20 protein-coding genes are annotated in these 24670 nt (G+C 58.8%); 13 read left to right on the forward strand and 7 right to left on the reverse strand.

All coding sequences use genetic code 11. From position 1 onward, the window contains the following. Positions 1–143: 143 nt before the first annotated feature. From ACR0IK_RS10670 to ACR0IK_RS10705, 8 genes are all read left to right on the forward strand, one after another. Complete coding sequence (locus tag ACR0IK_RS10670) at positions 144–1577, forward strand: NAD(P)-dependent oxidoreductase (RefSeq protein ID WP_480641464.1); 1434 nt, start codon at positions 144–146, stop codon at positions 1575–1577. A 28-nt stretch (positions 1578–1605) separates the two neighbouring features. Continuing rightward, positions 1606–2040, forward strand: coding sequence for a GFA family protein (locus ACR0IK_RS10675; protein WP_480641465.1), 435 nt, complete (start codon positions 1606–1608; stop codon positions 2038–2040). Next, complete coding sequence (gene gltB, locus ACR0IK_RS10680; RefSeq protein ID WP_480641466.1) at positions 2037–6569, forward strand: glutamate synthase large subunit; 4533 nt, start codon at positions 2037–2039, stop codon at positions 6567–6569. The genes ACR0IK_RS10675 and gltB overlap by 4 nt, the downstream gene beginning before the upstream one ends. A 186-nt stretch (positions 6570–6755) precedes the next feature. Next, on the forward strand, positions 6756–7670 hold the full coding sequence (locus ACR0IK_RS10685; protein ID WP_480641467.1) for a Hint domain-containing protein: 915 nt from the start codon (positions 6756–6758) through the stop codon (positions 7668–7670). 39 nt (positions 7671–7709) lie between these two features. Continuing rightward, positions 7710–8444: a monofunctional biosynthetic peptidoglycan transglycosylase gene (mtgA, locus tag ACR0IK_RS10690; RefSeq protein ID WP_480592119.1), complete on the forward strand. Its 735-nt coding sequence runs from the start codon at positions 7710–7712 to the stop codon at positions 8442–8444. A 60-nt stretch (positions 8445–8504) separates the two neighbouring features. Continuing rightward, positions 8505–9170, forward strand: a complete 666-nt coding sequence (gene fzlA, locus ACR0IK_RS10695) for an FtsZ-binding protein FzlA (RefSeq protein WP_480592121.1) — start codon at positions 8505–8507, stop codon at positions 9168–9170. A gap of 76 nt (positions 9171–9246) precedes the next feature. Then, complete coding sequence (queG, locus tag ACR0IK_RS10700; protein ID WP_480592122.1) at positions 9247–10284, forward strand: tRNA epoxyqueuosine(34) reductase QueG; 1038 nt, start codon at positions 9247–9249, stop codon at positions 10282–10284. A gap of 72 nt (positions 10285–10356) precedes the next feature. Continuing rightward, positions 10357–12360: a hydantoinase/oxoprolinase family protein gene (locus tag ACR0IK_RS10705; RefSeq protein ID WP_480641468.1), complete on the forward strand. Its 2004-nt coding sequence runs from the start codon at positions 10357–10359 to the stop codon at positions 12358–12360. 19 nt (positions 12361–12379) lie between these two features. On the opposite strand, the gene msrA is transcribed toward ACR0IK_RS10705, so the two are convergent. Then, positions 12380–12889, reverse strand: coding sequence for a peptide-methionine (S)-S-oxide reductase MsrA (gene msrA, locus ACR0IK_RS10710; RefSeq protein WP_480641469.1), 510 nt, complete (start codon positions 12887–12889; stop codon positions 12380–12382). Further along, positions 12886–13335: a peptide-methionine (R)-S-oxide reductase MsrB gene (gene msrB / locus ACR0IK_RS10715; RefSeq protein WP_480592127.1), complete on the reverse strand. Its 450-nt coding sequence runs from the start codon at positions 13333–13335 to the stop codon at positions 12886–12888. Before msrB ends, msrA begins: the two co-directional genes overlap by 4 nt. Before the next feature lie 142 nt (positions 13336–13477). Here msrB and ACR0IK_RS10720 point away from each other — a divergent pair, with 142 nt between their 5' ends. Beyond that, positions 13478–13999 (forward strand): glutathione peroxidase, encoded by a 522-nt coding sequence (locus ACR0IK_RS10720; protein WP_480641470.1) that lies wholly within the window; start codon positions 13478–13480, stop codon positions 13997–13999. On the opposite strand, the gene ACR0IK_RS10725 is transcribed toward ACR0IK_RS10720, so the two are convergent. Then, complete coding sequence (locus ACR0IK_RS10725) at positions 13975–14862, reverse strand: DMT family transporter (RefSeq protein WP_480641471.1); 888 nt, start codon at positions 14860–14862, stop codon at positions 13975–13977. The two genes, ACR0IK_RS10720 and ACR0IK_RS10725, sit on opposite strands and share 25 nt — an antisense overlap. 170 nt (positions 14863–15032) lie before the next feature. Between ACR0IK_RS10725 and ACR0IK_RS10730 the strand changes: the two genes are divergently transcribed. Beyond that, a complete protein-coding gene (locus ACR0IK_RS10730; RefSeq protein ID WP_480641472.1) occupies positions 15033–16250 on the forward strand; it encodes a BCCT family transporter in 1218 nt (405 codons plus the stop codon). Positions 16251–16433: 183 nt separating this feature from the next. Beyond that, positions 16434–17975 carry an adenylate/guanylate cyclase domain-containing protein gene (locus tag ACR0IK_RS10735; RefSeq protein WP_480641473.1) on the forward strand — a complete coding sequence of 514 codons (1542 nt, stop codon included), beginning with the start codon at positions 16434–16436 and terminating at the stop codon, positions 17973–17975. 121 nt (positions 17976–18096) lie between these two features. Here ACR0IK_RS10735 and ACR0IK_RS10740 read toward each other — a convergent pair whose 3' ends face one another. From ACR0IK_RS10740 to ACR0IK_RS10755, 4 genes are all read right to left on the reverse strand, one after another. Continuing rightward, positions 18097–18384, reverse strand: coding sequence for an HU family DNA-binding protein (locus ACR0IK_RS10740; protein WP_170349467.1), 288 nt, complete (start codon positions 18382–18384; stop codon positions 18097–18099). A 130-nt stretch (positions 18385–18514) separates the two neighbouring features. After that, complete coding sequence (locus ACR0IK_RS10745) at positions 18515–19978, reverse strand: AMP nucleosidase (protein ID WP_480641474.1); 1464 nt, start codon at positions 19976–19978, stop codon at positions 18515–18517. Next, positions 19975–21777, reverse strand: coding sequence for an adenine deaminase (gene ade, locus ACR0IK_RS10750; protein WP_480641475.1), 1803 nt, complete (start codon positions 21775–21777; stop codon positions 19975–19977). The genes ACR0IK_RS10745 and ade overlap by 4 nt, the downstream gene beginning before the upstream one ends. Positions 21778–21920: 143 nt before the next feature. Beyond that, the gene (locus tag ACR0IK_RS10755) at positions 21921–22796 is read right to left on the reverse strand and encodes a LysR family transcriptional regulator (RefSeq protein ID WP_480641476.1); all 876 of its coding nucleotides are present in this window, start codon (positions 22794–22796) and stop codon (positions 21921–21923) included. A gap of 117 nt (positions 22797–22913) precedes the next feature. Here ACR0IK_RS10755 and ACR0IK_RS10760 point away from each other — a divergent pair, with 117 nt between their 5' ends. Next, complete coding sequence (locus ACR0IK_RS10760) at positions 22914–23669, forward strand: class II aldolase and adducin N-terminal domain-containing protein (protein WP_480641477.1); 756 nt, start codon at positions 22914–22916, stop codon at positions 23667–23669. Positions 23670–23680: 11 nt separating this feature from the next. Further along, positions 23681–24670, forward strand: a complete 990-nt coding sequence (locus ACR0IK_RS10765; RefSeq protein WP_480641478.1) for a sterol desaturase family protein — start codon at positions 23681–23683, stop codon at positions 24668–24670.

Consider the following 24670-nt stretch of genomic DNA (forward strand, 5'->3'; position numbering starts at 1 on the left):
TTCGGTACTAAAAAACCGACTATTTTTTGAAGAATTGGATTTTCAGCTCGGGTTTTTTCAATTTAGGTCAGTATAATTGACTTTTCATTCGGCGCCGTATCTCTTAAAGAAGCTCGACCAAGCCAATTCATGGAGTCTGACCCGTGGCCAAGCAACCGATGCTGAAATTTGTGCAGATCGACCGCGTCATGCCTGAAAAGCGTGCCGCCGAAGCACGCAGAGAAGACTTTGACGAAATCTATGCTGAATTCGCGTCGGCTAAGGCAGAAGAGCAGGCCAGTCGCTGCAGCCAATGCGGTGTGCCCTATTGTCAGTCGCACTGCCCGCTGCACAACAATATCCCCGACTGGCTGCGCCTGACCGCGACCGGCCGTCTGGAGGAGGCCTACCAGACCAGCCAGGCCACCAACACTTTCCCCGAAATCTGTGGCCGTATCTGCCCGCAGGACCGTCTGTGTGAAGGCAATTGCGTGATCGAACAATCCGGTCACGGCACCGTTACCATTGGCACCATCGAGAAATACATCACCGACACGGCCTGGGATAAAGGTTGGGTGAAACCGGTCGCTCCGGGCGCCGAACGCAGCGAGAGCGTCGGCATCATCGGCGGTGGCCCCGGTGGTCTGGCCGCAGCCGACATGCTGCGCCGCTCTGGCATTCAGGTCACCGTCTACGATCGCTATGACCGCGCAGGTGGCCTTCTGATGTACGGCATTCCGGGCTTCAAACTGGAAAAAGACATCGTCCAGCGTCGCAATGACCTGTTGGCCGATGGCGGGGTCGAGTTCGTTTTGAGCTGCGACGTGGACGCCGCCAAGTTTGCGGAAATCCATGCCAAGCATGACGCGGTGATCATTGCGACCGGCGTCTACAAGTCGCGTGACCTGTCCATGCCGGGCAGCGGTCTCGCCGGCATCGAGAAGGCCATCGACTTCCTGACCGCCTCGAACCGAAAGAGTTTTGGCGACGCAGTTGAAGACTTCGACAATGGTCGCCTGAACGCCAACGGCAAGAAGGTTGTTGTCATCGGCGGTGGCGACACTGCGATGGACTGCGTGCGCACTTCGATCCGTCAGGGGGCGACTTCGGTCAAGTGCCTGTACCGCCGCGACCGCGCGAACATGCCGGGCTCGCAGCGGGAAACGCAAAACGCTGAGGAAGAAGGCGTGATCTTCGAATGGCTCAGCGCACCCAAGGGATTTACCGGTGACGAAAAGGTCTCGGGCGTCATGGTGCAGAGGATGCGTTTGGGTCAGCCCGATGCCTCGGGCCGTCAAGCGCCCGAACTGATCGAAGGTGCCGATTACGTCGAAGAGGCCGATCTGGTGATCAAGGCGCTGGGTTTCGAGCCCGAAGACCTGCCCACCCTGTTCGACCAGCCCGATCTGCCGGTGACCCGTTGGGGAACCGTAAAGGCCGCGTTCCAGACCGGCGAGACCGAAATGGACGGTGTCTATGCGATTGGTGACATCGTACGTGGTGCCTCGCTCGTGGTCTGGGCGATCCGTGACGGCCGCGACTGCGCCGATGCGATCATCGACCGGTTCAACACCAAGGCTGCAGTCGCAGCCGAGTAACCCAATGCCCAGCGACAGGAGGGTTCGAATGCCCGAATTGCAAGGCCAATGTATGTGTGGCGCGGTCACCGTGACCGCCACCCCGGCGGAAGACTCGCTGGGTGCATGTCATTGCGACCAATGTCGTCGCTGGACCAGCTCGATGCTGGTGACGTTTCAGACCGAGCCCGGCTATGCCGCATTGGGCCCTGTTAAAACCTTTACCTCGTCCGACTGGGCCGAGCGTGCCTTTTGTGCCGAGTGTGGCTCGGCGCTGTGGTACCGGGTCACCCTGCCGGGCGAGATGCACGGACACACTCAAATGGCAGCGGGCCTGTTCGAAGACACAGGAAACCCGCTGAAACTGGAACTTTTTATCGACAAAAAGCCCGACGGGTACGCGTTCGCAGGCGAACGCCGGCAGATGACCAAAGCCGAGGTCGAAGCCATGTTTGCCCAACCGGAAGAAGGAGACAGCCAATGACCAAATATGATGCCGATTGGGTGCGGGCCGAGGAGGCCAAGCGCAAATTCATGGCGGAAAACGGTCTCTATTCCGAGGAAGAAGAGCATTCCTCCTGTGGTGTGGGCCTTGTTGTATCCATTGACGGTAAGCCGTCGCGCAAGGTTGTGGATGCCGGGATCGACGCGCTCAAGGCGATCTGGCATCGCGGAGCGGTGGATGCTGATGGCAAAACTGGCGACGGCGCGGGTATCCATGTGCAGATCCCGGTGCCCTTCTTCTATGATCAGATTCGTCGTACCGGCCACGAACCGAAGCTGGGTGAACTGATCGCTGTTGGTCAGGTCTTCCTGCCCCGTACCGATTTCGGCGCGCAGGAAAGCTGCCGGACCATCGTGGAAACCGAAGTCCTGCGGATGGGCTATTACATCTATGGCTGGCGCCATGTGCCGGTCGATGTGACCTGTCTGGGCGACAAGGCCAATGCGACCCGCCCCGAAATCGAGCAGATTCTGATCTCGAACTCCAAGGGCGTCGACGAAGAGACGTTCGAGCGTGAACTGTACGTCATCCGTCGCCGCATCGAAAAGGCCGCCACTGCTGCTGGTATCTCTGGATTGTATCTGGCGTCGCTGTCCTGCCGTTCGATCATTTACAAAGGCATGATGCTGGCCGAGCAGGTCGCCGTGTTCTACCCCGACCTGATGGACGAACGCTTTGAATCAGCCTTCGCCATCTATCACCAGCGCTATTCGACCAACACCTTCCCGCAATGGTGGTTGGCGCAGCCGTTCCGCATGTTGGCCCATAACGGCGAGATCAACACGCTGAAGGGCAATATCAACTGGATGAAGAGCCACGAGATCCGCATGGCCAGCGGCACCTTTGGCGACTATGCCGAAGACATCAAGCCGATCATTGCCGGTGGATCGTCAGATTCGGCCGCATTGGACTCGGTCTTCGAGGTTCTGGTGCGTGCGGGCCGTTCCGCTCCGATGGCGAAAACCATGTTGGTGCCGGAAAGCTGGTCCAAGCAGGCGGTCGAGTTGCCACAGGCATGGCGTGACATGTACTCCTACTGCAATTCGGTGATGGAACCGTGGGACGGCCCCGCCGCGTTGGCGATGACCGATGGCCGTTGGGTCTGTGCCGGCCTGGACCGGAACGGTCTGCGCCCAATGCGCTATGTGGTGACCGGCGATGGGCTCGTCATCGCGGGTTCCGAGGCGGGTATGGTGCCGATTGACGAGGCGTCCGTGACCGAAAAGGGCGCGCTGGGGCCGGGGCAGATGCTGGCCGTTGATATGAGAAAGGGCAAGCTGTTCCGCGACAAGCAGATCAAGGACAAGCTGGCGCGGGCGCTGCCCTTTGGTGACTGGGTCGGCAAGATCAACGATCTGGATGACACGCTGGCCGAATTGGCAGAGGCGCCAATTTTCTCGGGTGAAGAGCTGCGCAAGCGGCAGATCGCGGCGGGTTATTCGATTGAGGAACTGGAGCAGATCCTCGCGCCAATGGCCGAAGACGGCAAGGAATCCATCGCTTCGATGGGCGACGACACCCCGTCGGCGGTTTTGTCCAAGCAATACCGCCCGCTGAGCCATTTCTTCCGCCAGAACTTCAGCCAAGTGACCAACCCGCCGATCGATTCTTTGCGTGAATATCGCGTCATGTCGTTGAAAACGCGGTTCGGCAACCTCAAGAACGTGCTGGACGAAGACAGCAGCCAGACCGAGATCATCGTTCTGGAAAGTCCCTTTGTCGGCAATGCGCAATGGGACAAGCTGGTCGAGAACTTCAATTCGCCGCTGGCCGAGATCGACTGCAGCTTTGAACCCGGCCGTGGCGCACTGAGCGCCGCATTGGCCCGTGTCAGAGCCGAAGCAGAAGAGGCCGTGCGGTCCGGTGCCGGGCATCTGGTGCTGTCCGACATGAACTCGGGCGAGGGTCGTGTAGCGATGCCGATGATCCTGGCGACCAGTGCCGTGCATTCGCATCTGACACGTCAGGGGCTGCGCACCTTCTGCTCGTTGAATGTCCGTTCGGCAGAATGTGTCGATCCGCATTACTTTGCCGTGCTGATCGGTTGTGGTGCGACCGTGGTCAACGCCTATCTGGCCGAGGATTCGCTGGCTGACCGCATCGACCGTGGTCTGCTGGACGGCACCCTGACCGAGAACGTCGCCCGCTTCCGCGAGGCCATCGATCAGGGCTTGCTGAAAATCATGGCCAAGATGGGCATCTCGGTGATCTCGTCCTACCGTGGCGGTCTGAACTTTGAGGCCGTAGGCCTCAGCCGTGCCATGGTGGCCGAGTATTTCCCGGGTATGACCAGCCGGATTTCCGGTATCGGCGTGACCGGTATCCAGACCAAGGTCGAGGAAATCCACGCCAAAGGTTGGGACAGCGGTTTGGATGTGCTGCCCATCGGTGGATTCTACAAAGCGCGCAAGTCGGGTGAGACCCACGCGTGGGAAGCGACCTCGATGCATATGATGCAAATGGCCTGTAATAGAGCCTCATATGAGCTGTGGAAGCAGTATTCGGCCAAGATGCAGTCGAACCCGCCGATCCACCTGCGCGATCTGATGGATTTCAAACCGCTGGGCAAGCCGGTGCCGATTGAAGAGGTCGAATCGATCACCTCGATCCGCAAGCGTTTTGTCACGCCGGGCATGTCGCTGGGCGCGTTGTCGCCCGAAGCGCACAAGACGCTGAACGTGGCGATGAACCGGATTGGGGCCAAGTCGGATTCCGGTGAGGGTGGCGAAGATCCCGCACACTTCGTGCCGGAACCCAACGGCGACAACCCCTCGGCCAAGATCAAACAGGTGGCGAGCGGTAGATTCGGTGTGACTGCCGAATACCTGAACCAGTGTGAAGAGCTTGAGATCAAAGTCGCCCAGGGTGCGAAACCGGGTGAGGGTGGTCAGCTGCCGGGTATGAAGGTCACCGACCTGATTGCGCGTCTGCGCCACTCGACCAAGGGCGTGACCCTGATCTCGCCGCCGCCGCACCACGACATCTACTCGATCGAGGATCTGGCGCAGCTGATCTATGATCTGAAACAGATCAACCCGCGCTGCAAGGTGACGGTGAAACTGGTGGCGTCTTCAGGCGTTGGCACGATTGCTGCTGGTGTGGCCAAGGCGAAAGCAGATATCATCCTGATTTCGGGTCACAATGGCGGTACGGGCGCCTCGCCCGCGACCTCGATCAAATATGCCGGTCTGCCCTGGGAAATGGGCCTGACCGAGGCGCATCAGGTTCTGGCGATGAACAATCTGCGCGACCGCGTGACCCTGCGGACCGATGGAGGCCTGCGCACCGGTCGCGACATTGTCATGGCTGCGATGATGGGGGCCGAGGAATACGGCATCGGCACCGCCGCGCTGATCGCGATGGGCTGTATCATGGTACGCCAGTGCCAGTCGAACACCTGCCCGGTTGGCGTGTGTACGCAGGACGAAGACCTGCGCGCCAAGTTCTCCGGCAGCGCGGACAAGGTCGTCAACCTGATCACCTTCTACGCGCAGGAAGTGCGCGAGCTGCTGGCTAGCCTGGGTGCGCGCTCGATCGACGAAATCATCGGTCGTGCCGATCTGCTGGCGCAGGTCAGCCGGGGCTCTGCGCATCTGGACGATCTGGACCTGAACCCGCTGCTGATCACCGTCGATGGTGCACATGACATCGTGTACGACCGCGACAAGGACCGCAACGCAGTGCCGGATACGCTGGATGCCGAGATCGTGCGCGATGCGGCCCGGTTCCTGAAAGACGGTGAGAAGATGCAGCTGTCTTACGCGGTGCAGAACACACACCGGACCGTGGGTACCCGCGTCTCCAGCCATATTGTGCAGAATTTCGGCATGCGGAACACGTTCCAGTCCGACCACCTGCATGTGAAACTGCAGGGCTCGGCCGGTCAGTCGCTTGGGGCCTTTGCGGCGCCCGGTCTGAAACTGGAAGTATCCGGTGACGCCAACGACTATGTCGGCAAGGGCCTGTCGGGAGGCGTGATCGTCGTGCGCCCGCCGCAGGTCAGCCCGCTGAAGGCGGATGACAACACCATCATCGGCAACACCGTCCTGTACGGGGCTACCGATGGGTATCTGTTCGCTGCCGGTCGTGCCGGCGAGCGGTTTGCGGTGCGCAACTCGGGCGCCAAGGTGGTGATCGAGGGCTGTGGCTCGAACGGGTGTGAATACATGACCGGCGGTGTTGCAGTGATCCTGGGTGATATCGGTGCCAATTTCGGTGCCGGTATGACGGGCGGTATGGCCTATCTGTACGATCCGGAAGGTAGGGCCGAAAAGCTGATGAACATGGAAACCCTGGTGACCTGCCCGGTGACCGTCGACCATTGGGAAGAGCAGCTGAAAACGATGATTGAGACCCATCAGGCCGAGACCTTCAGCCGTAAGGCCGCAGACATTCTGCAGCATTGGGATGTGGAAAAAGCCAACTTCTTGCAGGTTTGCCCGAAAGAGATGCTGAACAAGCTCAGCCATCCTCTGACCAACGAGGCAGAGGCGGTTCCGGCTGAGTAAGCGACTGGCAATGCCCTGAAGAAAAAACCCGCGTGTCACCTGGAACACGCGGGTTTCTTCCGATTTGGGGTAATTAACCCGCATTTATTGCATTTTTGCGCTGTTCGCGCCTAGCTATGGCCATAGTTTCTTCGGGATTTGCAGTGACACTGCTGTCCAAGGTGACGAATAGGCAGGAGCAGGCACATGCCAACGACCTATACAGACCAGTTCTTTGACATGGACCCGGCGAACCCGCCCGCAGCGGGAACGACGCTGACGGTGCAGAAATACGATCTGGTGGACCAGAATGACGACGGCGATATCGACCGGTTCAACAACGATACCGTCAATGGTGTGGATGTCACCCGGTCGTGGCCTGGAGATACGGTGACGATCAACGTGCCCGGTCAGGGGAACGTAACCTATGTCGGTACGACGTTTTATCTTGCAGATGGAACGCGGGTTTTTACGCCAACTGATGGCAAGGTATTGCAAAGTGGTACTTTTGTATCCTCAACCTTCGTTACCTCCCAGGGCCCACTGGACGTTGATGATCTGGGTCCGCCCTGTTTCACACCTGGCACCATGATCGAAACACCGGACGGCCCGCGCCGGGTCGAAGATTTGCAGCCGGGAGATATGGTCACCACCGCCGATCACGGCGCGCAGCCTTTGCTGTGGTTGGGCAGCACCCGTGTCGAGGCGCGGGGCAAACTGGCACCGATCCGGTTTGAGGCCGGCGTTTTGGGGCTTGATCGCCCTCTGACAGTGTCGCCGCAGCACCGGATGCTGGTGGCCGATTGGCGTGCGCCTTACCTCTTCGGTCATTCCGAGGTTCTGATCGCCGCGCATAGTCTGGTCAACGACGACACGGTGACCCGTATCGAAAGCGATGAGGTCGAATATATCCACCTTCTGTTTGCCCGGCATGAGATCGTCATTGCCAACGGGGCAAAAAGCGAAAGCTATTATCCCGGACATGCGGTGAGTCAGGCGGATCGTGACACACAGGCCGAAGTGCTGCGCCTGTTCCCGGAATTGCGCAGCCGAGATCCGGTGATGCCGGAAACCGCGCGTCCCGTCGTCCGCCCGCGCGAGGCGCGCGCGCTGGTGATTTAAACCGTTTCAAACCAGTTCGCCGCGTCGTATAGCAACATCATGGCAAAAAAAGCAGCGCGCAAGTCGAGCAGTAAGAAAAGCAAGGCGTCACAGGCAAGAAAACCAATCACATTGCGGATTCGCCGTTGGGTGACTCGGGCTGTGTTGGGGGTGGTTGTCTTTGTGGTTGGGCTGGTGGCGCTTTACTCGGTGTTGAACCCGCCGGTGACCCATACGATATGGTCCGAATGGCGCCGGCTGGGCAAGGTCGAGCGCGATTGGGTGCCGATCGAGGAAATCTCGCCTGTCATGGCTCGCTCGGTCGTGGCGGCCGAGGATGCCAATTTCTGCCTGCACTGGGGCTTTGACGTCGAAGCGATCCGCGATGCGCTGGAAAATGGTGGTACGCGCGGTGCATCGACCATCACACAGCAGGTGGTGAAGAATGTCTTCCTGTGGCAGGGCCGCAGCTGGGTGCGTAAGGCGTTGGAAACCTCGATTACGCCGGTTGTCGAGGTTTTCTGGAGCAAGCAGCGCATTCTCGAGGTCTATCTGAACGTGGCCGAAACCGGGCAGGGCGTGTTCGGAGTCGAGGCCGCGGCCCAGCGCAATTTCAGCGTGCCCGCCTCTCGGCTAAGCCCGGTACAGGCCGCGCGGATCGCGGCGATTCTGCCCTCACCCCGTAATCGGTCGGTCACTGACCCCTCAGTTCGGACGCGTCGGCGGGCTGCGTCAATCCTGGACGGGGCGGCCACCATCCGCGCAGATGGTCGCGCGGATTGTTTCGAGGATTGAAAACCATCGCCCCTCAAGGCTAAAGCTGATGGGGTATTCACTGGTTCGATTAGGAAGCCCATGGCGCGTCTGTTTCACGTTCCCCTGTCCCCTTATTGCCGTAAGGTCCGCTTGTCCCTGGCGGAGAAGAAGATCGAGGTTGAGCTGGTCGAGGAGAAATACTGGGAGAAAGACCCGGATTTCCTGCGCCGCAACCCCGCCGGGAAAGTGCCGGTGTTGCGACTGGACGGGCAGGTGATGTCGGAAAGCGCTGCCATTTGCGAATATATCGAGGAAACGCGCCCCGAACCTGCATTGATGCCGAAAACACCCGAAGCGCGCTACGAAGTCCGGCGTCTGGTGGGATGGTTCGATGACAAGTTCCATCACGAGGTCACTTCGAAACTGCTGTATGAGCGGGTGAATAAGAAAGTGACCGGCGAGGGATATCCCGACAGCAAGAACGTCAAAGAAGGCGCCCGTGCGATCAAATATCACCTGGATTACATGGCCTGGCTGCTGGATCACCGTCGCTGGCTGGCGGGGGATCAGATGACTCTGGCCGATTTTGCCGCTGCGGCCCATCTGTCGGCGCTGGATTACATCTCGGACGTGGATTGGAACCGGTCTCAGGCGGTCAAAGACTGGTATGCCAAGATAAAGTCGCGGCCAGCGTTCCGGTCGATTCTGGCTGATCAGGTGCCGGGGTTCAGGCCGCCAGTCCATTACGCTGATCTGGATTTCTGATAGAGTAATTCAGGGCTGCTGCTTCCCCCATCTTGGCCTTTTGGGCCAATTCACCGCCGAGGATTTTGTTGGCCAGATGAAGAGCGGAACGGGTTTAAAGGAAAGATTGACAGAACAGGCGCTGAGCGAAGGCTTTGTGTCCTGTCGCGTGTGTCGGCCTTGGGACGTGCCCGAGGTTCCCGCCCGGTTGGAGGCGTTTTTGCAGGCCGGGTATCATGGGCAGATGGGGTGGATGGCGGAGCGGACCCACTGGCGTGGCGATCCGGCGGCATTGTGGCCCGAGGCACGGTCGGTGATCATGCTGGCCGAGAGCTATACGCCCGACCATGATCCCACTGAGGTGCTGGATCACCCGGACAGGGCTGCGATTTCGGTTTATGCCCAGAACAAGGATTACCATGACCTGGTCAAGAAACGGCTAAAGCGCCTGGCGCGCTGGTTAATTGCCGAGGGCGGCGGAGAAGTGAAGGTCTTTGTCGATACGGCTCCGGTGCCGGAAAAGGCTTTGGGGCATGCCGCAGGATTGGGATGGCAGGGTAAGCACACCAACCTGGTCAGTCGAGATTGGGGCAATTGGGCCTTTATAGGGTCTGTTTTCACCACTTTGGACCTGCCATCAGATATGGCCGAGGTGGATCATTGCGGATCGTGTCGGGCCTGTCTGGACGCCTGTCCGACGGATGCGTTTCCGGCGCCGTACCAGTTGGATGCAACGCGCTGTATTTCATACCTGACCATCGAGCACAAAGGACCGGTGGACGAGGGCTTGCGAGCCAAGCTTGGTAACCGGATATACGGCTGCGACGATTGTCTGGCGGCTTGTCCGTGGAACAAGTTTGCCGTTGCCGCGAGCGATATGCGCTACGCCGCCCGAGATGATCTGAAAGCGCCTTCCCTCGCGGATTTGGCGACGCTGGATGATACCTCTTTTCGCGCGAAGTTTTCCGGATCGCCGGTCAAACGCATTGGGCGGGATCGGTTTGTACGCAATGTGCTGTATGCCATCGGCAACTCGGGCATGGATGACTTGCGGTCCGTTGCACAGGATCTGACAGATGATCCGGACCCAACCGTGGCCGATGCGGCGCGCTGGGCGGTGCAACGATTATCATAAGTGCCGCAAACAGGCTGGACGTGCCGGTCCAAACCGCTACACCCATCTGCAGCGAACAGAAAGGAGATCCCGATGGCGTTGGCTTTGGGGGTGGATACGGGCGGAACCTATACCGATGCGGTGTTGATCAAGGATGAGCGTGAGGTGATAGCCTCGGCCAAATCTCTGACCACTCGGGCTGACCTGGCGATTGGTGTGGGCAAGGCGATTCAGGCGGTTCTGGACACCGCGCAGGTGGCGCCCGAGCAGATTTCGATGGCGTCGTTGTCGACCACCCTGGCAACGAACGCGCTGGTCGAAGGACAGGGCGGGCGCGTGGCGCTGGTCTATATCGGGTTCAAGGACGGTGATCTGGACAAGCACGGGCTGCGGGACGCCCTGAAAGGTGATCCGGCCCTGGTTGTTGGGGGCGGTCATACCCATGCCGGAGGAGAGGCCGTGCCGTTGGACGTGGCGGCGCTTGAGGCCTTTATAGACTCTCATAAAGGCATTTCGGGCATTGCTGTCGCGGCGCAGTTCGCAACACGGAACCCCGCGCATGAGTTGGAAGCCGCGCGGATCATTACCGAGCGGACCGGTGCTCCGGTCACTTGCTCGCATCACTTGTCGGCCAAGTTGAACGGTCCGAAACGGGCAGTGACTGCGGTGCTGAATGCCCGGCTGATCGGGATGATCGACCGGTTAATCGGGCGTGCTCAGGACCGGCTGCTGGAGATGGGCATTACCGCGCCAATGATGGTGGTGCGGGGGGACGGTGCCCTGATGAGCGCCGAGCAGGCACGCGAGCGACCGATTGAAACCATCCTCAGTGGCCCGGCGGCGTCGATTGTCGGGGCAAGCTGGTTGACGGGAACAGAGGACGCCCTTGTGTCGGATATCGGCGGGACGACCACGGATGTGGCGCTGATCCGGGACGGCAAACCTGCGATTGACCCGGCGGGGGCGCAGGTTGGCGGGTTTCGCACCATGGTCGAGGCGGTCGCGATGCGCACTCATGGTCTGGGTGGTGACAGCCAGGTGCATGTGATGACCGAAGGCTTGGGCGGTGGCGTGTTTCTGGGTCCGCGCCGTGTGCTGCCGGTCTCGCTGATTGCATCCGAAGCGCCCGATGCCGTTCATGCCGCTTTGGACGCGCAATTGCGAGCGACAACGGTGGGCGAGCATGATACGCGTTTCGCTCGTCGCGTTCCCGGTATTTACGCCGAAGGCTTGGGTGCGCGGGAAGCGGACCTGCTGGAAAGGCTGGGTGCCAAAGTTCTGCCGCTCAGCGAATTGCTGCGGACCCGGATGGAGAACGGGGCTTTGGCGCGGTTGGTTGATCGGGGGATCGTACAGGTCTCGGGTGTGACACCATCAGATGCCAGCCATGTTCTGGGCCGGTTGGGCACGTGGGATGCGGATGCCGCTCTTAAGGCGCTGGAACTGGTCGCGCGCAAGCGAATTGGAACTGGTGACAGGTTGGCCAAGACGCCGGAGGAGCTGGCGCAGGTCATCGTGGATCAGTTGACTGAACAAACCATATTGACCTTATTAGAGACTGCTTTTGCAGATGAGTCCGAGCCGTTTGGCGTGCCATCGGCCGAGTTGGCACGCCATGTTCTGACGCAAAAGGGTCTTTCCAGCCATCGCGGCCTTTTGGCGCTGGATACGGCGTTGAACGTGGATGTTGTGGGGCTTGGGGCGTCGGCGTCCAGCTATTACCCGGCGGTTGGTGAGCGTCTGCGCTGTCGCATGATCCTGCCGGAACATGCGGGCGTTGCCAATGCCATCGGTGCCGTGGTGGGTCGCCTGACCCTGCGCAGGACGGGCACGGTCACGTCCCCGTCCGAGGGTCGGTTCAGGGTGCATCTTAAAGACGGGCCGCAGGATTTCAACGAATCCGAAGCGGCGTTGGAATTACTGGAATCTGTGTTGCGGACCGAGGCAGAAGGAGCCGTGCGTCAGGCGGGCGCCGAGGATATCCGGATCGTGGTCGAACGGGATATCCGCACCGCCCGGATCGAGGCGCAGGACGTGTTCGTCGAAGCCATGATCACTGTTGAGGCCAGCGGCCGCCCGCGAGTGGCGACAGGATAGCCCCCAAAGGGCTATCCTTTTATTCAGCTGCGTCGCGTCTGGGTAGCACCCAATCGGGGCGCGGGAAGTGGCAGGTATAGCCGTTCGGGATACGCTCGAGGTAATCCTGATGTTCTGGCTCGGCCTCCCAGAAATCGCTCACGGGTTCGACCTCGGTCACCACCCTGCCGGGCCAGATGCCGCTGGTGTTGACGTCCGCGATTGTGTCCAGGGCCACCTGTTTCTGGGCATCGTCCACATAATAGATGGCCGAGCGGTAGCTCATGCCGCGGTCATTGCCCTGACGGTTCAGCGTGGTGGGATCGTGAATCTGGAAGAAGAACTCCAGCAACTCGCGATAGGTGATCTTGGCAGGGTCGAAAACGATCTCGATCCCCTCGGCATGGGTGCCGTGGTTGCGATAGGTGGCGTTGGGCACGTCACCGCCGGTATAGCCGACGCGGGTGCGGGACACGCCCGGCAGTTTGCGGATCAGGTCCTGCATACCCCAGAAACAGCCCCCGGCAAGTACGGCGCGTTCATCGGTCATTGGATGTCCTCCACGTGGATCAGGTATTCGCCATAGCCTTCGGCCTCCATCTCGTCCCGATGGATGAACCGCAGCGCGGCAGAGTTGATGCAATAACGCAGCCCGCCATGTTCACGCGGGCCGTCCGGGAACACATGCCCCAAATGGCTGTCACCGTGTTTCGATCGGACTTCGGTGCGGATCATACCATGAGTGGTGTCGTGAAATTCCTCCACATGTTCATGGATGATCGGTTTTGTGAAACTGGGCCAGCCGCAGCCGGACTCGTACTTGTGGGTCGAGGCGAACAACGGCTCGCCCGAGACGATGTCCACATAAATGCCCGGCTCCTTGTTGCTCAGGTATTTGCCGGTGCCTGGACGCTCGGTCCCGCTGCGCTGAGTGACGTGGAATTCTTCGGGGGACAGGGCGGCGACGGCCTCGGGGTCTTTGGTATAACGGGTCATGGCTCCTCCGGTCGTTTTTCTTGTGGCATAATCTGGGGGTAGGGGCGCGGAAATCAAAGTCCTATTTCAGTGGCCTCGCGCGTTCGTGCGGGTGATCTGCAACCGGTTTTGAAACGTAGTGTAAGTAAAGGGAGTCCAAATCATGCTCAGAATTTTTCTTTTGACGGTTTTGATCCTGCTCGGCCGCGCAGTGCAGGCGGCTCCGTTGGCGGGGGAGTTCGCATCGATCGATGGGGGAACCTTGTCGATCGAGGACTGGAGGGGCCAGCCGGTTCTGGTGGTGAACACCGCCTCGCATTGCGGGTTCACCGGTCAATATGCGGCTCTGCAAAAGGTATTTGAGACCTATTCGGATCAGGGCCTTGTGGTTCTGGCGGTGCCATCGGATTCGTTTAATCAGGAACTGGCCTCGGCCGATGAGGTGAAGGAGTTCTGTGAGATGAACTATGGCCTGACCCTGCCGATGACCGACATCACCCCGGTGAAAGGTGCGAATGCGCATCCCTTCTACAAGGCGGTGGCAGCGCAGACCGGGTTCGAGCCCCGGTGGAATTTCAACAAGATCCTGCTGGACCCTAATGGCGAAGTTGTGGCCACCTATGGCGCGAACACAAAACCGGACGCGCCAAAGTTGCTGCGTCAGGTCGAGGCCTTGCTGCCCTGAGCAGGTTGCCGTGCCAACTGAACCGCCAGAATCCCGAGTGTCGTGATCCCGACCCCCACCGCATCCAGCGGGCCCAGTTTTTCACCCAATAGGATGGCGGCGATGGTGACACCGAAGACCGGGTTGAGGAAATGGAAGGTTGCCGCGCGGGTGGCGCCGATCCGGTCCAGCAGCAACACCCAGATCAGTGTCGCCAACAGGCCGGGGAACAGGGTCGTGTAGGTGAAGGCCAGCGCCAGTGGCACGGTTGGATGGATGTAGATTGTTTCAAACACCGGTGCTGAGACAAACAATACGGCAGAACCTACCAGCATCTGCAGCCCGACCACCATCATGAAGTTGCCGCCCGAAGTGGCGCCACGAATGGTCAAGGTGGCAAAGGTCAAAGCCAAAGCTCCGACACAGCATAATGCGACGCCGAACATATCAACGCCGCCGCCGATCCGTGTGCTCATGATCAGGGCCACGCCAGCAAAACCTGCAAACAAGCCCAGTACCGCGATCGGTCGTAGTTTTTCCCCCAGAAACACCCACCCCGCCAGTGCCACCAGAAGCGGCATGGTCGAAGCGATGATGGCGGCGAGCGAGGCCTCAACCGTCTGCATCGCATAGAAATTAAGACCCAAATACAGGGCATTCTGGCAAATTCCGAACAGGATGGTCGCTCGCCACTGGGGTCGGGTCAGGTTCCAGCTTTGACCCATCGCACGCGCGATGGCGACACCGATTACCCCTGAAATCAGGAATCGCAACGCCAGTGAAAACAACGGAGACGCATCTGCAACGATAATCCGGGCCGAGGTAAAGGCCGAGGACCAGATGAACGCAAATGTCAGCCCCATGGCAATGGCGCGAAGATCCATTCCGGTCCCCCTTAGAACTTTCGCGCACTGTTCATCAATTTCGCAACCGCCGCAAGAAGCGGCGTTTCTTGCGTCAAAAAAGGCACATTTGGCGCGTGTTGTAGGTTGTTCGGTCGTTTTTATTGATTGACTGGCCAATAAAAGTTAACAGCATCTGCATCCGAAATATCATGGGAGGCGTTTTGGTGCTTTTGGAATACATTCTGTCGTTTGGCGTCCTGCTGGCCTTGGGCCTGGTCGCTTTCTTTGTAGTGAAGTGGTGGAACCTGCGCTGTGTCGGCGTGACCCCCGTCCATCTGTTCACTTTCATTGCGATCCTGTTCACATCCGGTCTGGATGTGGGACTGATCATGTTCCCATTGACCGAGTTCGGTGGTTATGCCGAAGATCCCGCTTATGCCTTCGCCAATCCGCTGGCAATCGAGTTCGGCTTCTGGGGCTTTCTGATCTGGGCGTTCTACTTCCTGACAGCATTTTATTTCTGCGTCATCGAGCCCCGCGTGAAGTTCTTTGAGATCCCGTTGGTCAAGCTGATCAACAACGTGGTCATCATCGGCACTTGCGCTTTCACCGCCAGCCTGTTCCTGATCTACCTGCCCGGCTACCTGCCCGAGGTCGGCGACGGAGAATCCGTGGTCGGTACCTTCTATATCATCGTGTTCGTCGTCATTCTGGCTGCGGCCTATTCGTCGACAGACCTGAAATACGTGCGCATCCTGTCGGTGGGTTCGACCTTCCTGTTTCTGGCGCTGATCCTCGGCATGTGGATGGCTGCGGGCATGGGCATGACAGGGTTCGTGGAAACCGGCAGCAATATCGGCGCCTATTTTGCGAACATCCACAAGTTCGTTCTGCCGCTGACCGATTATCACGCCTTCTACCTGTTCTGGTGGTTTGCTTGGTCAATCATGATCGGCCAGTTCACCTCGCGTTTTGTCGGCGGCCTGACCACGTGGCAGTTGCTGGCGGCACTGCTGATCTTCCCGTCGATCCCGCTGGGCATCTGGTTCTCCGTTCTCTACTACTACCACCTGAACGGTATCAACACCGCAGGCCTCACCAACATCGCGATGGTGATTGTCGGCGTGACCTTCGTGATCAACTCGCTTGATTCGCTGATCCGTCTGTACACCGACAACCTGAACCTGACGGTCGAGCGTCTGGGCAAACTGGTCTATGTCGGTGGCAATGTTGCGCTGCTGTTCATCCTGACCCTGCTGTTCCAGAGCCAGTGGCTGCAGATCCAGTGGATCGGCGCCGTGGTCGTCGGCCTGTACCTGGCCTGTGTGGTCTACATCCTGATTGCCAAGCGCAAAGAGGTGATGAGCATCGACTCGATGCCGGAAGACCGCGATCTGGACTTCCACAAGGTCGAGACGGTTCACTGATAAACCTTGGCAATGAAACAAGAACGGGCGCCTCGGCGCCCATTTTTTTTTGCACAGCTTCTGGCCGCGTCTTTGCCCGCGATGCGGACATTGCCGCCGAAGAACTGAGGCCAAAAGTGACTTGTCCTGCGGCAATAGGTATTCTGTTCAATGTATCGCCACCAATCGAGTCGGGCACAATCTATGTGGGAGCAAGGCGAAAAAGACTCTCAGCAACCCAATCTGATCGCACGGAGCGTGGCAAAAGCGGCGTTATCTGTTCACGTTAAACTGCTGGTCGCTTTTTTGGGGATTACCTTGTTGCTTCTAGGCTTGGCGCTTTTTGCAATGGCGGCGTTGCAGCAATCGAACGGACGTGTCGATGCTATGATTCACGATCAGGAGAGAATTGCATATTTCAACGAAATCCATTTGGCTTTGAGCGAGTTGAACCTGATGAACTTGTCCCTGGTCATTGATCAAACGCCCGGAGACGATTCGGACGAAATTTTTGCATTTTCAACCGGCAACTTCATCGGTCAGATCGAGAATCTGCAACATCACATTGCGCAAGGGATACGTCGATTCGTGCAAACGGGCAGCGAAGAGGCTCGAGCAATAAATGAAATCCGCGTAGAATTGAGTGACATCAAAACCAAGGCAGTCGCCATCCTCCGATTTCGAAGAGACGGAAACATGAAGAATGCCGCTGAATTGGGATTGAACCAGATCTTTCGCCGCATTCGTTCAGTGCAAGACGACGCATATACCCTCGTGCAGACTGCTGAAGGTGAAATGCGCGACCGCGCAATCAGGAACGCTGAAGTTTTTCAGTCGACCCGTGAAATGGTCGTAATGGCGGCAACAATTGCAACGGGGACCGCCCTTTTTCTGGGTTACGCGATCTCTTCTTCTCTGATCTGGCCAATGCGCCGAATTGGTCAAACACTTAGCGTTGTCGCCAAAGGGGATTTCGGGGCGCGCGTTAAAGTACCGAATCGTGACGAGCTTGGTACATTGGCGGACAACGTGAATGCCACAAGTAAGCGTCTTGGTTATCTATATGAAAAGGTAGAGACCCAGCGAGCCGAATTGGAAGCGGAATACGCCCGGTCGGAGAAGTTGCTTTACAACCTGCTGCCAGAAGACATTGCGGCAAGACTAAAGGTCGAGCCAGACCGGACCATCGCAGATAACTTGCCCAATGTTGCAGTGCTTTTTGCGGACATCGTCGATTTCACACCCCAGGCATCGAAACTGCCGCCGGAAGATGTAGTAGGGTTTTTGAACAAGATCTTCCGCGTATTTGATGAGTTGGCCGAAAAGCACGGTTTGGAAAAGATCAAGACGATTGGTGACGCCTACATGGTAGCAGCAGGTATTCCGTCGCCAGTGGGCGACCCAGTGCATCGTGTCGCCGAAATGGCTCTGGACATGCAAAGATTGGTCGCTGAAATGTCACCTGAATTCCCGGATGGGCTCCAAGTACGAATCGGACTTCACCTGGGTCCTGCTGTCGCCGGTGTAATTGGGAACCAAAAGTTATTCTACGATGTTTGGGGAGAAACGGTAAACACCGCCAGCCGGATGGAGAGCCACGGTGAACCGGGGAAAATTCAAGTGACAGGTGCCGCAAAGGAGGAGTTAGAGGCGGACTACGAATTTGAACCTCGAGGCGTGATCGAGATAAAGGGAATGGGTGCTGTGAACACTTGGTTCCTTACCGGCTCCAAGGCCAAAGTCTGACCGTTACACAACAACTGTTTCGGGCACTTTGCAGACAAACGCAAAAGACTCGTTTTGAGGGGGCCAAAAGAAAAAGGACCCCCAAACGGCGGCCCTCAATCGTTTGCGGTGAAGACTGAAATCAGCCGTTCACGCTGTCCTTCAGCGCCTTCGCGATGGTCATTTTGACCACCTTGTCGGCCTCTTTCTTGAACTGCTCGCCGGTGGCGGGGTTGCGCACCATGCGCTCGGGGCGCTCGCGGCAGTAGATTTTGCCAACGCCGGGCAGGGTCACCGCACCGCCCGCCGAAACTTCGCGGGTGATCAGGCCGGTCACGGCCTCCAGCGCGGCGTTTGCGGCTTTCTTGTCGGTTCCCATTTCCTCAGCGAGAGCAGCAACCAGCTGAGTCTTTGTCATAGGCTTTGCCATTTCTTGGTCTCCTTAACGTGCCCGATAGATAGGGCCTCACCGCGTAACTGTAACGGGATATTGTGGGCGAACACAACGAATAGTAGCGCGGAAAACCCTAAAAATATGGGGAAATCGTTGCTTTTTTGCGTCATAGAAAGGCTGTTTCGTCAAACGAACGCAATTTCCGGCTGTGCAAACGCTCCAACGGCATGCCGCGCAAGTGTTCCATCGCGCGAATTCCGATCGCCAGATGACGGCTGACCTGTGTGGTATAAAACGCAGAAGCCATGCCGGGAAGCTTTAATTCACCGTGCAAAGGTTTGTCTGAAACACATAGCAAAGTACCGTACGGCACCCGAAACCGATAGCCGTTGGCAGCGATGGTGGCGCTTTCCATATCCAGCGCAATCGCGCGGGATTGGCTGAGGCGTTGCACCGGGCCGGACTGATCGCGCAGCTCCCAATTGCGGTTGTCGACCGAGGCGACGGTGCCGGTGCGCATGATCCGTTTCAGCTCATAGCCTTCCAGTTCGGTGACCTCGGCCACGGCCTGTTCCAAAGCCACCTGAATCTCGGCCAGCGGCGGGATCGGCACCCAAACCGGAAGATCGTCGTCCAGAACTTTGTCTTCACGCAAATAGGCATGGGCCAGTACGAAATCCCCCAGCGCCTGCGTGTTCCGCAGCCCGGCACAATGGCCAACCATCAGCCAGGCATGAGGGCGCAGTACCGCTATATGGTCGGTGGCGGTTTTCGCATTCGACGGACCGACGCCGATATTGACAAGCGTGATCCCCGCCCCATCCACGCGTTTCAGGTGGTAGGTCGGCATCTGCGGCAGTTTCAGCGGTTGTTCCAGGGGGCCGTCAGGGGTTGTGATCTCGACATTCCCGGTCGAGACGAAACTGGTGTAGCCGCTATTCGGGTCGGCCAGCTGCTCGCGCGCGTAGTTTTCGAACTCGGACACGTAGAACTGGTAGTTGGTGAACAGAACGTGGTTCTGGAAATGGCTGGGGTCGGTCGCCGTGTAATGTGACAGCCGTGCCAGCGAGTAATCCACCCGTTGTGCGGTGAACAGCGACAGCGGGCCGATCTCATTCTCGACGTCATGGATCCCGTTGACGATGTCATCATTGGTGGTGGTCAGGTCCGGCACGTCGAACACGTCACGCAGGGTGAACCCCGCTGCTCCCTGATGCGGCACCACAAGGTCGGGGTTGTTGGCCACCGCGAAATGCACCGGTATGGGCGTGTCGGATGCCTGAATCGTCACCGGCTGATCGTGGTTCCTGATCAGAAGCGCGATCTGTTGCGTCAGATAGGAGCGGAACAGATCGGGCCGCGTCACCGTTGTCGCGTGGGTGCCGGGCTCGGATACGTGGCCAAAGCTCAGGCGGCTGTCGACTTGCGCATAGGACGAGGTCTTGATCCGGATTTCCGGGTAATAGGCCCGGTACCGTTCGGCCGGTACGCCTTGTTCCATTGCGATAGCAAAGCTGTTGCACAGAAACTGCGTTGCCTTTTCGTACAGCTCTTCCAGACGGGTCACTGCGGCAGCGGGATCTGTAAACTTTTCAGGCGACGGGACGTTGGGTGTTTTAATTATTGTCATGCAAGAGGTTCCAGAAGATCGATCTTTTTGAATGTGCGCACGTCTACTAACCCCAGATCGGAGATCCGCAATTCCGGAATAACGACGAGGGCCAACAGCGAGTGCTGCATGTAAGCGTTGTTCAGCTGACAGCCGCAGGCCAGCATAGCTTCGACCATCTTGTCCGCTTTGGCAGCAACCTCGGCGGCGGGGCTGTCGGACATCAGCCCGGCAATCGGCAACTCCACCAGCGCCAGTTCCTCTCCATCGCGGAAGATCGTGATGCCACCGCCGATCTCGGCCAGCCGGTTTGCAGCCAGCGCCATCTGTTCCCGTTCGGTGCCGACTACGATCATATGGTGGCTGTCGTGGGCCACGGTCGAGGCCATGGCCATTTTGCCCTGATACCCGAAGCCCGAGACAAAAGCGTTCGTCACCCCTCCGGTTGCGCGGTGGCGTTCGACCAGCGCGATCTGGCAGACGTCGCCTTCGCCCTCGACCAGTCCGCCGATAATCGGCAATTCCGCCTTCAGCGCCTTGGTCGGGGCCTGGTTTTCGACCACGCCGATCACATTGGCCTGAACACGGTTGGCACCGGCCGGGGCCTTGATCTCAAAATCCACCTGCGAAAGATTATGGCCCAGATGCACCGTTTTGCGCGCAGGTTCGGGCCAATCCAGATGCGGGCAGTCCACCTTGATCGCGCCATCCTGGGCCACGATCTGACCGCGTGCGATAACCATTTCGATGGGCAATTCGGTCAGGTCCGAGCTGAGAATGACATCCGCCCGTCGCCCTGGCGTGATTGAACCGATCTCACGTTCTAAACCGAAGTGGGTGGCTGTGTTGATCGTCGCCATCTGTAGCGCGACCAGCGGGTCGCATCCGCAGGCAATTGCGTGACGCACCACCCGGTTCATATGGCCGTCATTGACCAGTGTTCCGGAGTGGCAATCATCCGTGCACAGGATGAAATTGCGCGGGTCCAGCCCTTTTTCAGTCACAGCCGTGATCTGGCTTTCGACGTCATACCAGGCTGAACCCAGCCGCATCATCGACCGCATTCCCTGCCGCACGCGGGCAATGGCGTCAGCCTCACAGGTACCTTCGTGATCGTCTGCCGGGCCACCTGCTACATAAGCCGCGAAATCAGGCCCTAAATCAGGTGAAGCGTAATGCCCGCCCACGGTCTTACCCGCCCGCTGAGTAGCTGCGATCTCGGCCAACATCTTTGCGTCACCATGAATCACACCGGGGAAATTCATCATCTCACCCAGCCCGATGATACCGGGCCAGTTCATCGCCTCAACCACGTCATCGGGCGTGATCTCATAGCCTGTGGTCTCCAACCCCGGAGCCGAGGGCGCACAGGACGGCATCTGGGTAAAGATGTTCACCGGCTGCATCAGCGCCTCGTCATGCATCATGCGTACGCCGTCCAGCCCCAGCACATTAGCAATCTCATGCGGGTCGGTGAACATCGAGGTGGTGCCATGCGGAATCACCGCGCGGGCAAATTCGGCCGGGGTCAGCATGCCCGATTCGATATGCATATGGGCATCGCACAGACCCGGCAGCATGTAACGCCCGTGCGCCTCGACGATTTGCGTGTCGGGGCCAATGCAATGCGACGCATCCGGCCCGACAAAGGCTACGCGCCCATTGGAAATGGCGATGTCATGATCGGGCAGCGCCTCACGGCTGTGGACATTGACCCAGATCCCGCCACGAACGACCAGATCCGCGGCCTCGCGTCCTGCGGCAACTGCAATTAATTGGGGGGCGACATCGGGCCAGCTTGGGAAGGGCGTATTTTCCATGGCTCAACTTTCCCAATTGCGGGGAAAGGTGCAACCCCCAGAGCGCAGCTATCATCGATCCGTCACGCAGCGCGCCAGCGCTGCCCGGCCCAACCAGAGGAGATGTCGCGCAGCGGCATTGACGATGGGCGGGAGTGCCCCGGTCACGCCAACCGGTCCGCCTCCATCTCGCGCCGCAGCCAATCGGCAAAGGCCAGTGCCCCCGGAGTTTCTTCGGCCTGTGGGGACAACAGCAGGTAATAGGCCTCGGGCATCACCGCGCGGTGGGCAAAAGGCGCTACCAATCGCCCCTGCCGGATCAGGTCGCGGGCGATGGTGTCATGGGTCAGGCAGAGCCCGCCTCCGGCCATCGCCACGGACAGGCTGACCAGATAGGTGGTCGAATAGGTTATTGGCGGGTTTTTCCAGTTCAAAGGCTGATCTTCTGCCCAACTTGCCCAGTTGGACATCAGGTTGGAACAGTCAAACAGCGGCTGCTGCTGCAACGTGTCCAGTGTCACCTCGTACCCAGGGGCGCAGACCGGATAATAGTGATCGGTCCGCAGCATTTCGGTACGCACCGTATCGGAGGGCCGCAGCGAATAGCGGATTTCCACCGCAGCGCCCTCGGCCATTTCGCGTGGTTCCCACAGTTCGGTAAAGATGTTCAGTTGCACCTCGGGGTGTTCGGATCGAAACTGGGGCAGGCGCGGGGCCAGCCAGTTGACCGCAAAACTGATGTTGCTTTGTACCTGCACCGCGTTTTGCTGCGCCCCGGTGACAGCTTGCGTGCCGCGCACCAGTGTCCGAAACGCCTCGCGCACCACTGGCAGGTAGGTGATGCCAGCTTCGGTCAGTTCGAGAGCGCGCGGGCGGCGCAGGAACAGTGGCTGACCCAGGTAGCCTTCCAGCGATTTGATCTGCTGACTGACCGCGCTTTGGGTCATGTTCAGGTCCCGGGCCGCTCCGGTAAAGGACAGATGCCGGGCCGAGGCCTCGAACGTGCGCAGCCAGCCCAGGGGAGGAAGCGAATTCTGCATGTGCATAACCCTGCCATTAGTTCAGCTAATGAGATAGGTCTGTTTTTTTCGTTGGTCAAACATTCGCGCCGCAGGCACGTTTTTCCTATGTCCGAGCTATTCCAACAGGAGCCCGCAATGACCGTCACCAACCTGCGCCCCAATATCGACCACTGGGCGGAACGCGTTGATCTTGCCGCCACTTTCCGCTGGACCGAACGGCTGAACATGCATGAAGGCGTGGCCAATCATTTCAGCCTTGCGGTGAATGAAGACGGCACGCAGTTCCTGATGAACGCCAACCAGATGCATTTCGCGCGGATCAAGGCGTCGAACCTGCTGTTGCTTGATGCCAAAGACCCGGACGTGATGTCTCAGCCCGGTGCGCCCGATCCAACCGCTTGGGGTCTGCACGGATCGATCCACCGACACTGCCCGCATGCGCGCTGCGTGATGCATGTGCATTCGATCTTTGCCACCGTGTTGGCATCTCTGGCGGACAGTTCGCTGCCGCCGATCGATCAGAACACGGCCACTTTCTTCAACCGCTATGTGGTCGATCAGGAATTTGGTGGATTGGCCTTTGAAAGCGAGGGCGAGCGCTGCGCCGGGATGCTGTCGGACCCGAAAAAGAAGGTCATGATCATGGGCAATCATGGCGTGCTGGTGATCGGCAGCGACCCCGCGGATACCTTTAACCGGCTCTATTATTTCGAACGTGCGGCGGAGACCTATATCCGTGCGCTGCAAACCGGTCAGCCCCTGCGTGTGCTGTCGGACGAGATTGCCGAGAAGACTGCAGAGGAACTGGACGACTATCCTGATCAGGCCGAGGCACATCTGCGCGAGATCAAGGCTTTGCTGGATGCCGAAGGCTCCGACTACGCCACATAAAGGGTACCGCCATGACTGACACCGCTCAGGACCCCGAAGCCGCCCGCTGGCATTATCACCCCGAGGGGCCGGTGGGGCTGAATCCGCTGTTCAACTGGCCTCCGCGCCCTGCTGCCGTGTTGAAATGGTATAGCGGCGCGTGGCTGCAGATCACGGCGCTGACATTATGCATGGTACTGGCCGTCACAGCCTACGCGTTCTTCTTTCCGGCGTTGGAGACGATGCAAAGCTTTGCGCCGGGTTGGATGTTCCGCATTTGGCTGCTGAACATGGTGCCGCAGATCCTGGTCGCTGGCAGCCTGCATTGGTGGCTTTACATGCGCAAAGGCCAGGGCATGTACAAGAAATTCGACCGTCGGGACTTGACCCGCAACAATGGGAATTTCACATTCCGCAATCAGGTCTGGGACAATATCTGGTGGACGCTGGGCAGCGCGATGACCGTGGCGACCGTCTATCAGTGGGTGATCTACTGGGCGATGGCCAACGGTTATGTGCCCACTGTCACCTGGGCCAGCGCGCCGGTCCGGTGTGTGGTGTGGATGCTGTTCATTCCGATGTGGTCGGGGCTGCATTTCTACTGGGTGCACAGGCTGGAACATCACCCCAAGCTCTATAAACACGTCCACGCCGTGCATCACCGGAACGTCAATATCGGGCCGTGGTCGGGGATTTCGAACCATTGGTATGAGAACCTGCTCTACTTCACGACCTACTTCATCCACCTGATCGTGCCGTCACATCCGCTGCATGTGCTGTTCCATACCTACTTCCAGCAGATCAGCCCGGTCCTGTCGCATTCAGGCTTCGAAAAGCTGAAGGCCGGGAATACCGATGCCGCCCGTGCCGGGGATTTCTTTCACCAGCTGCATCACCGGTACTTCGAGTGCAACTATGGCACCTCTGAGATCCCCTTTGATAAGTGGTTCGGCACCTATCATGACGGTTCAGCCGAGGCGACGACGCGGACCCGGGCGTTCAAGAAACAGATGTATACGTAA

It is taken from the genome of Ruegeria sp. BF7, from assembly GCF_056538605.1.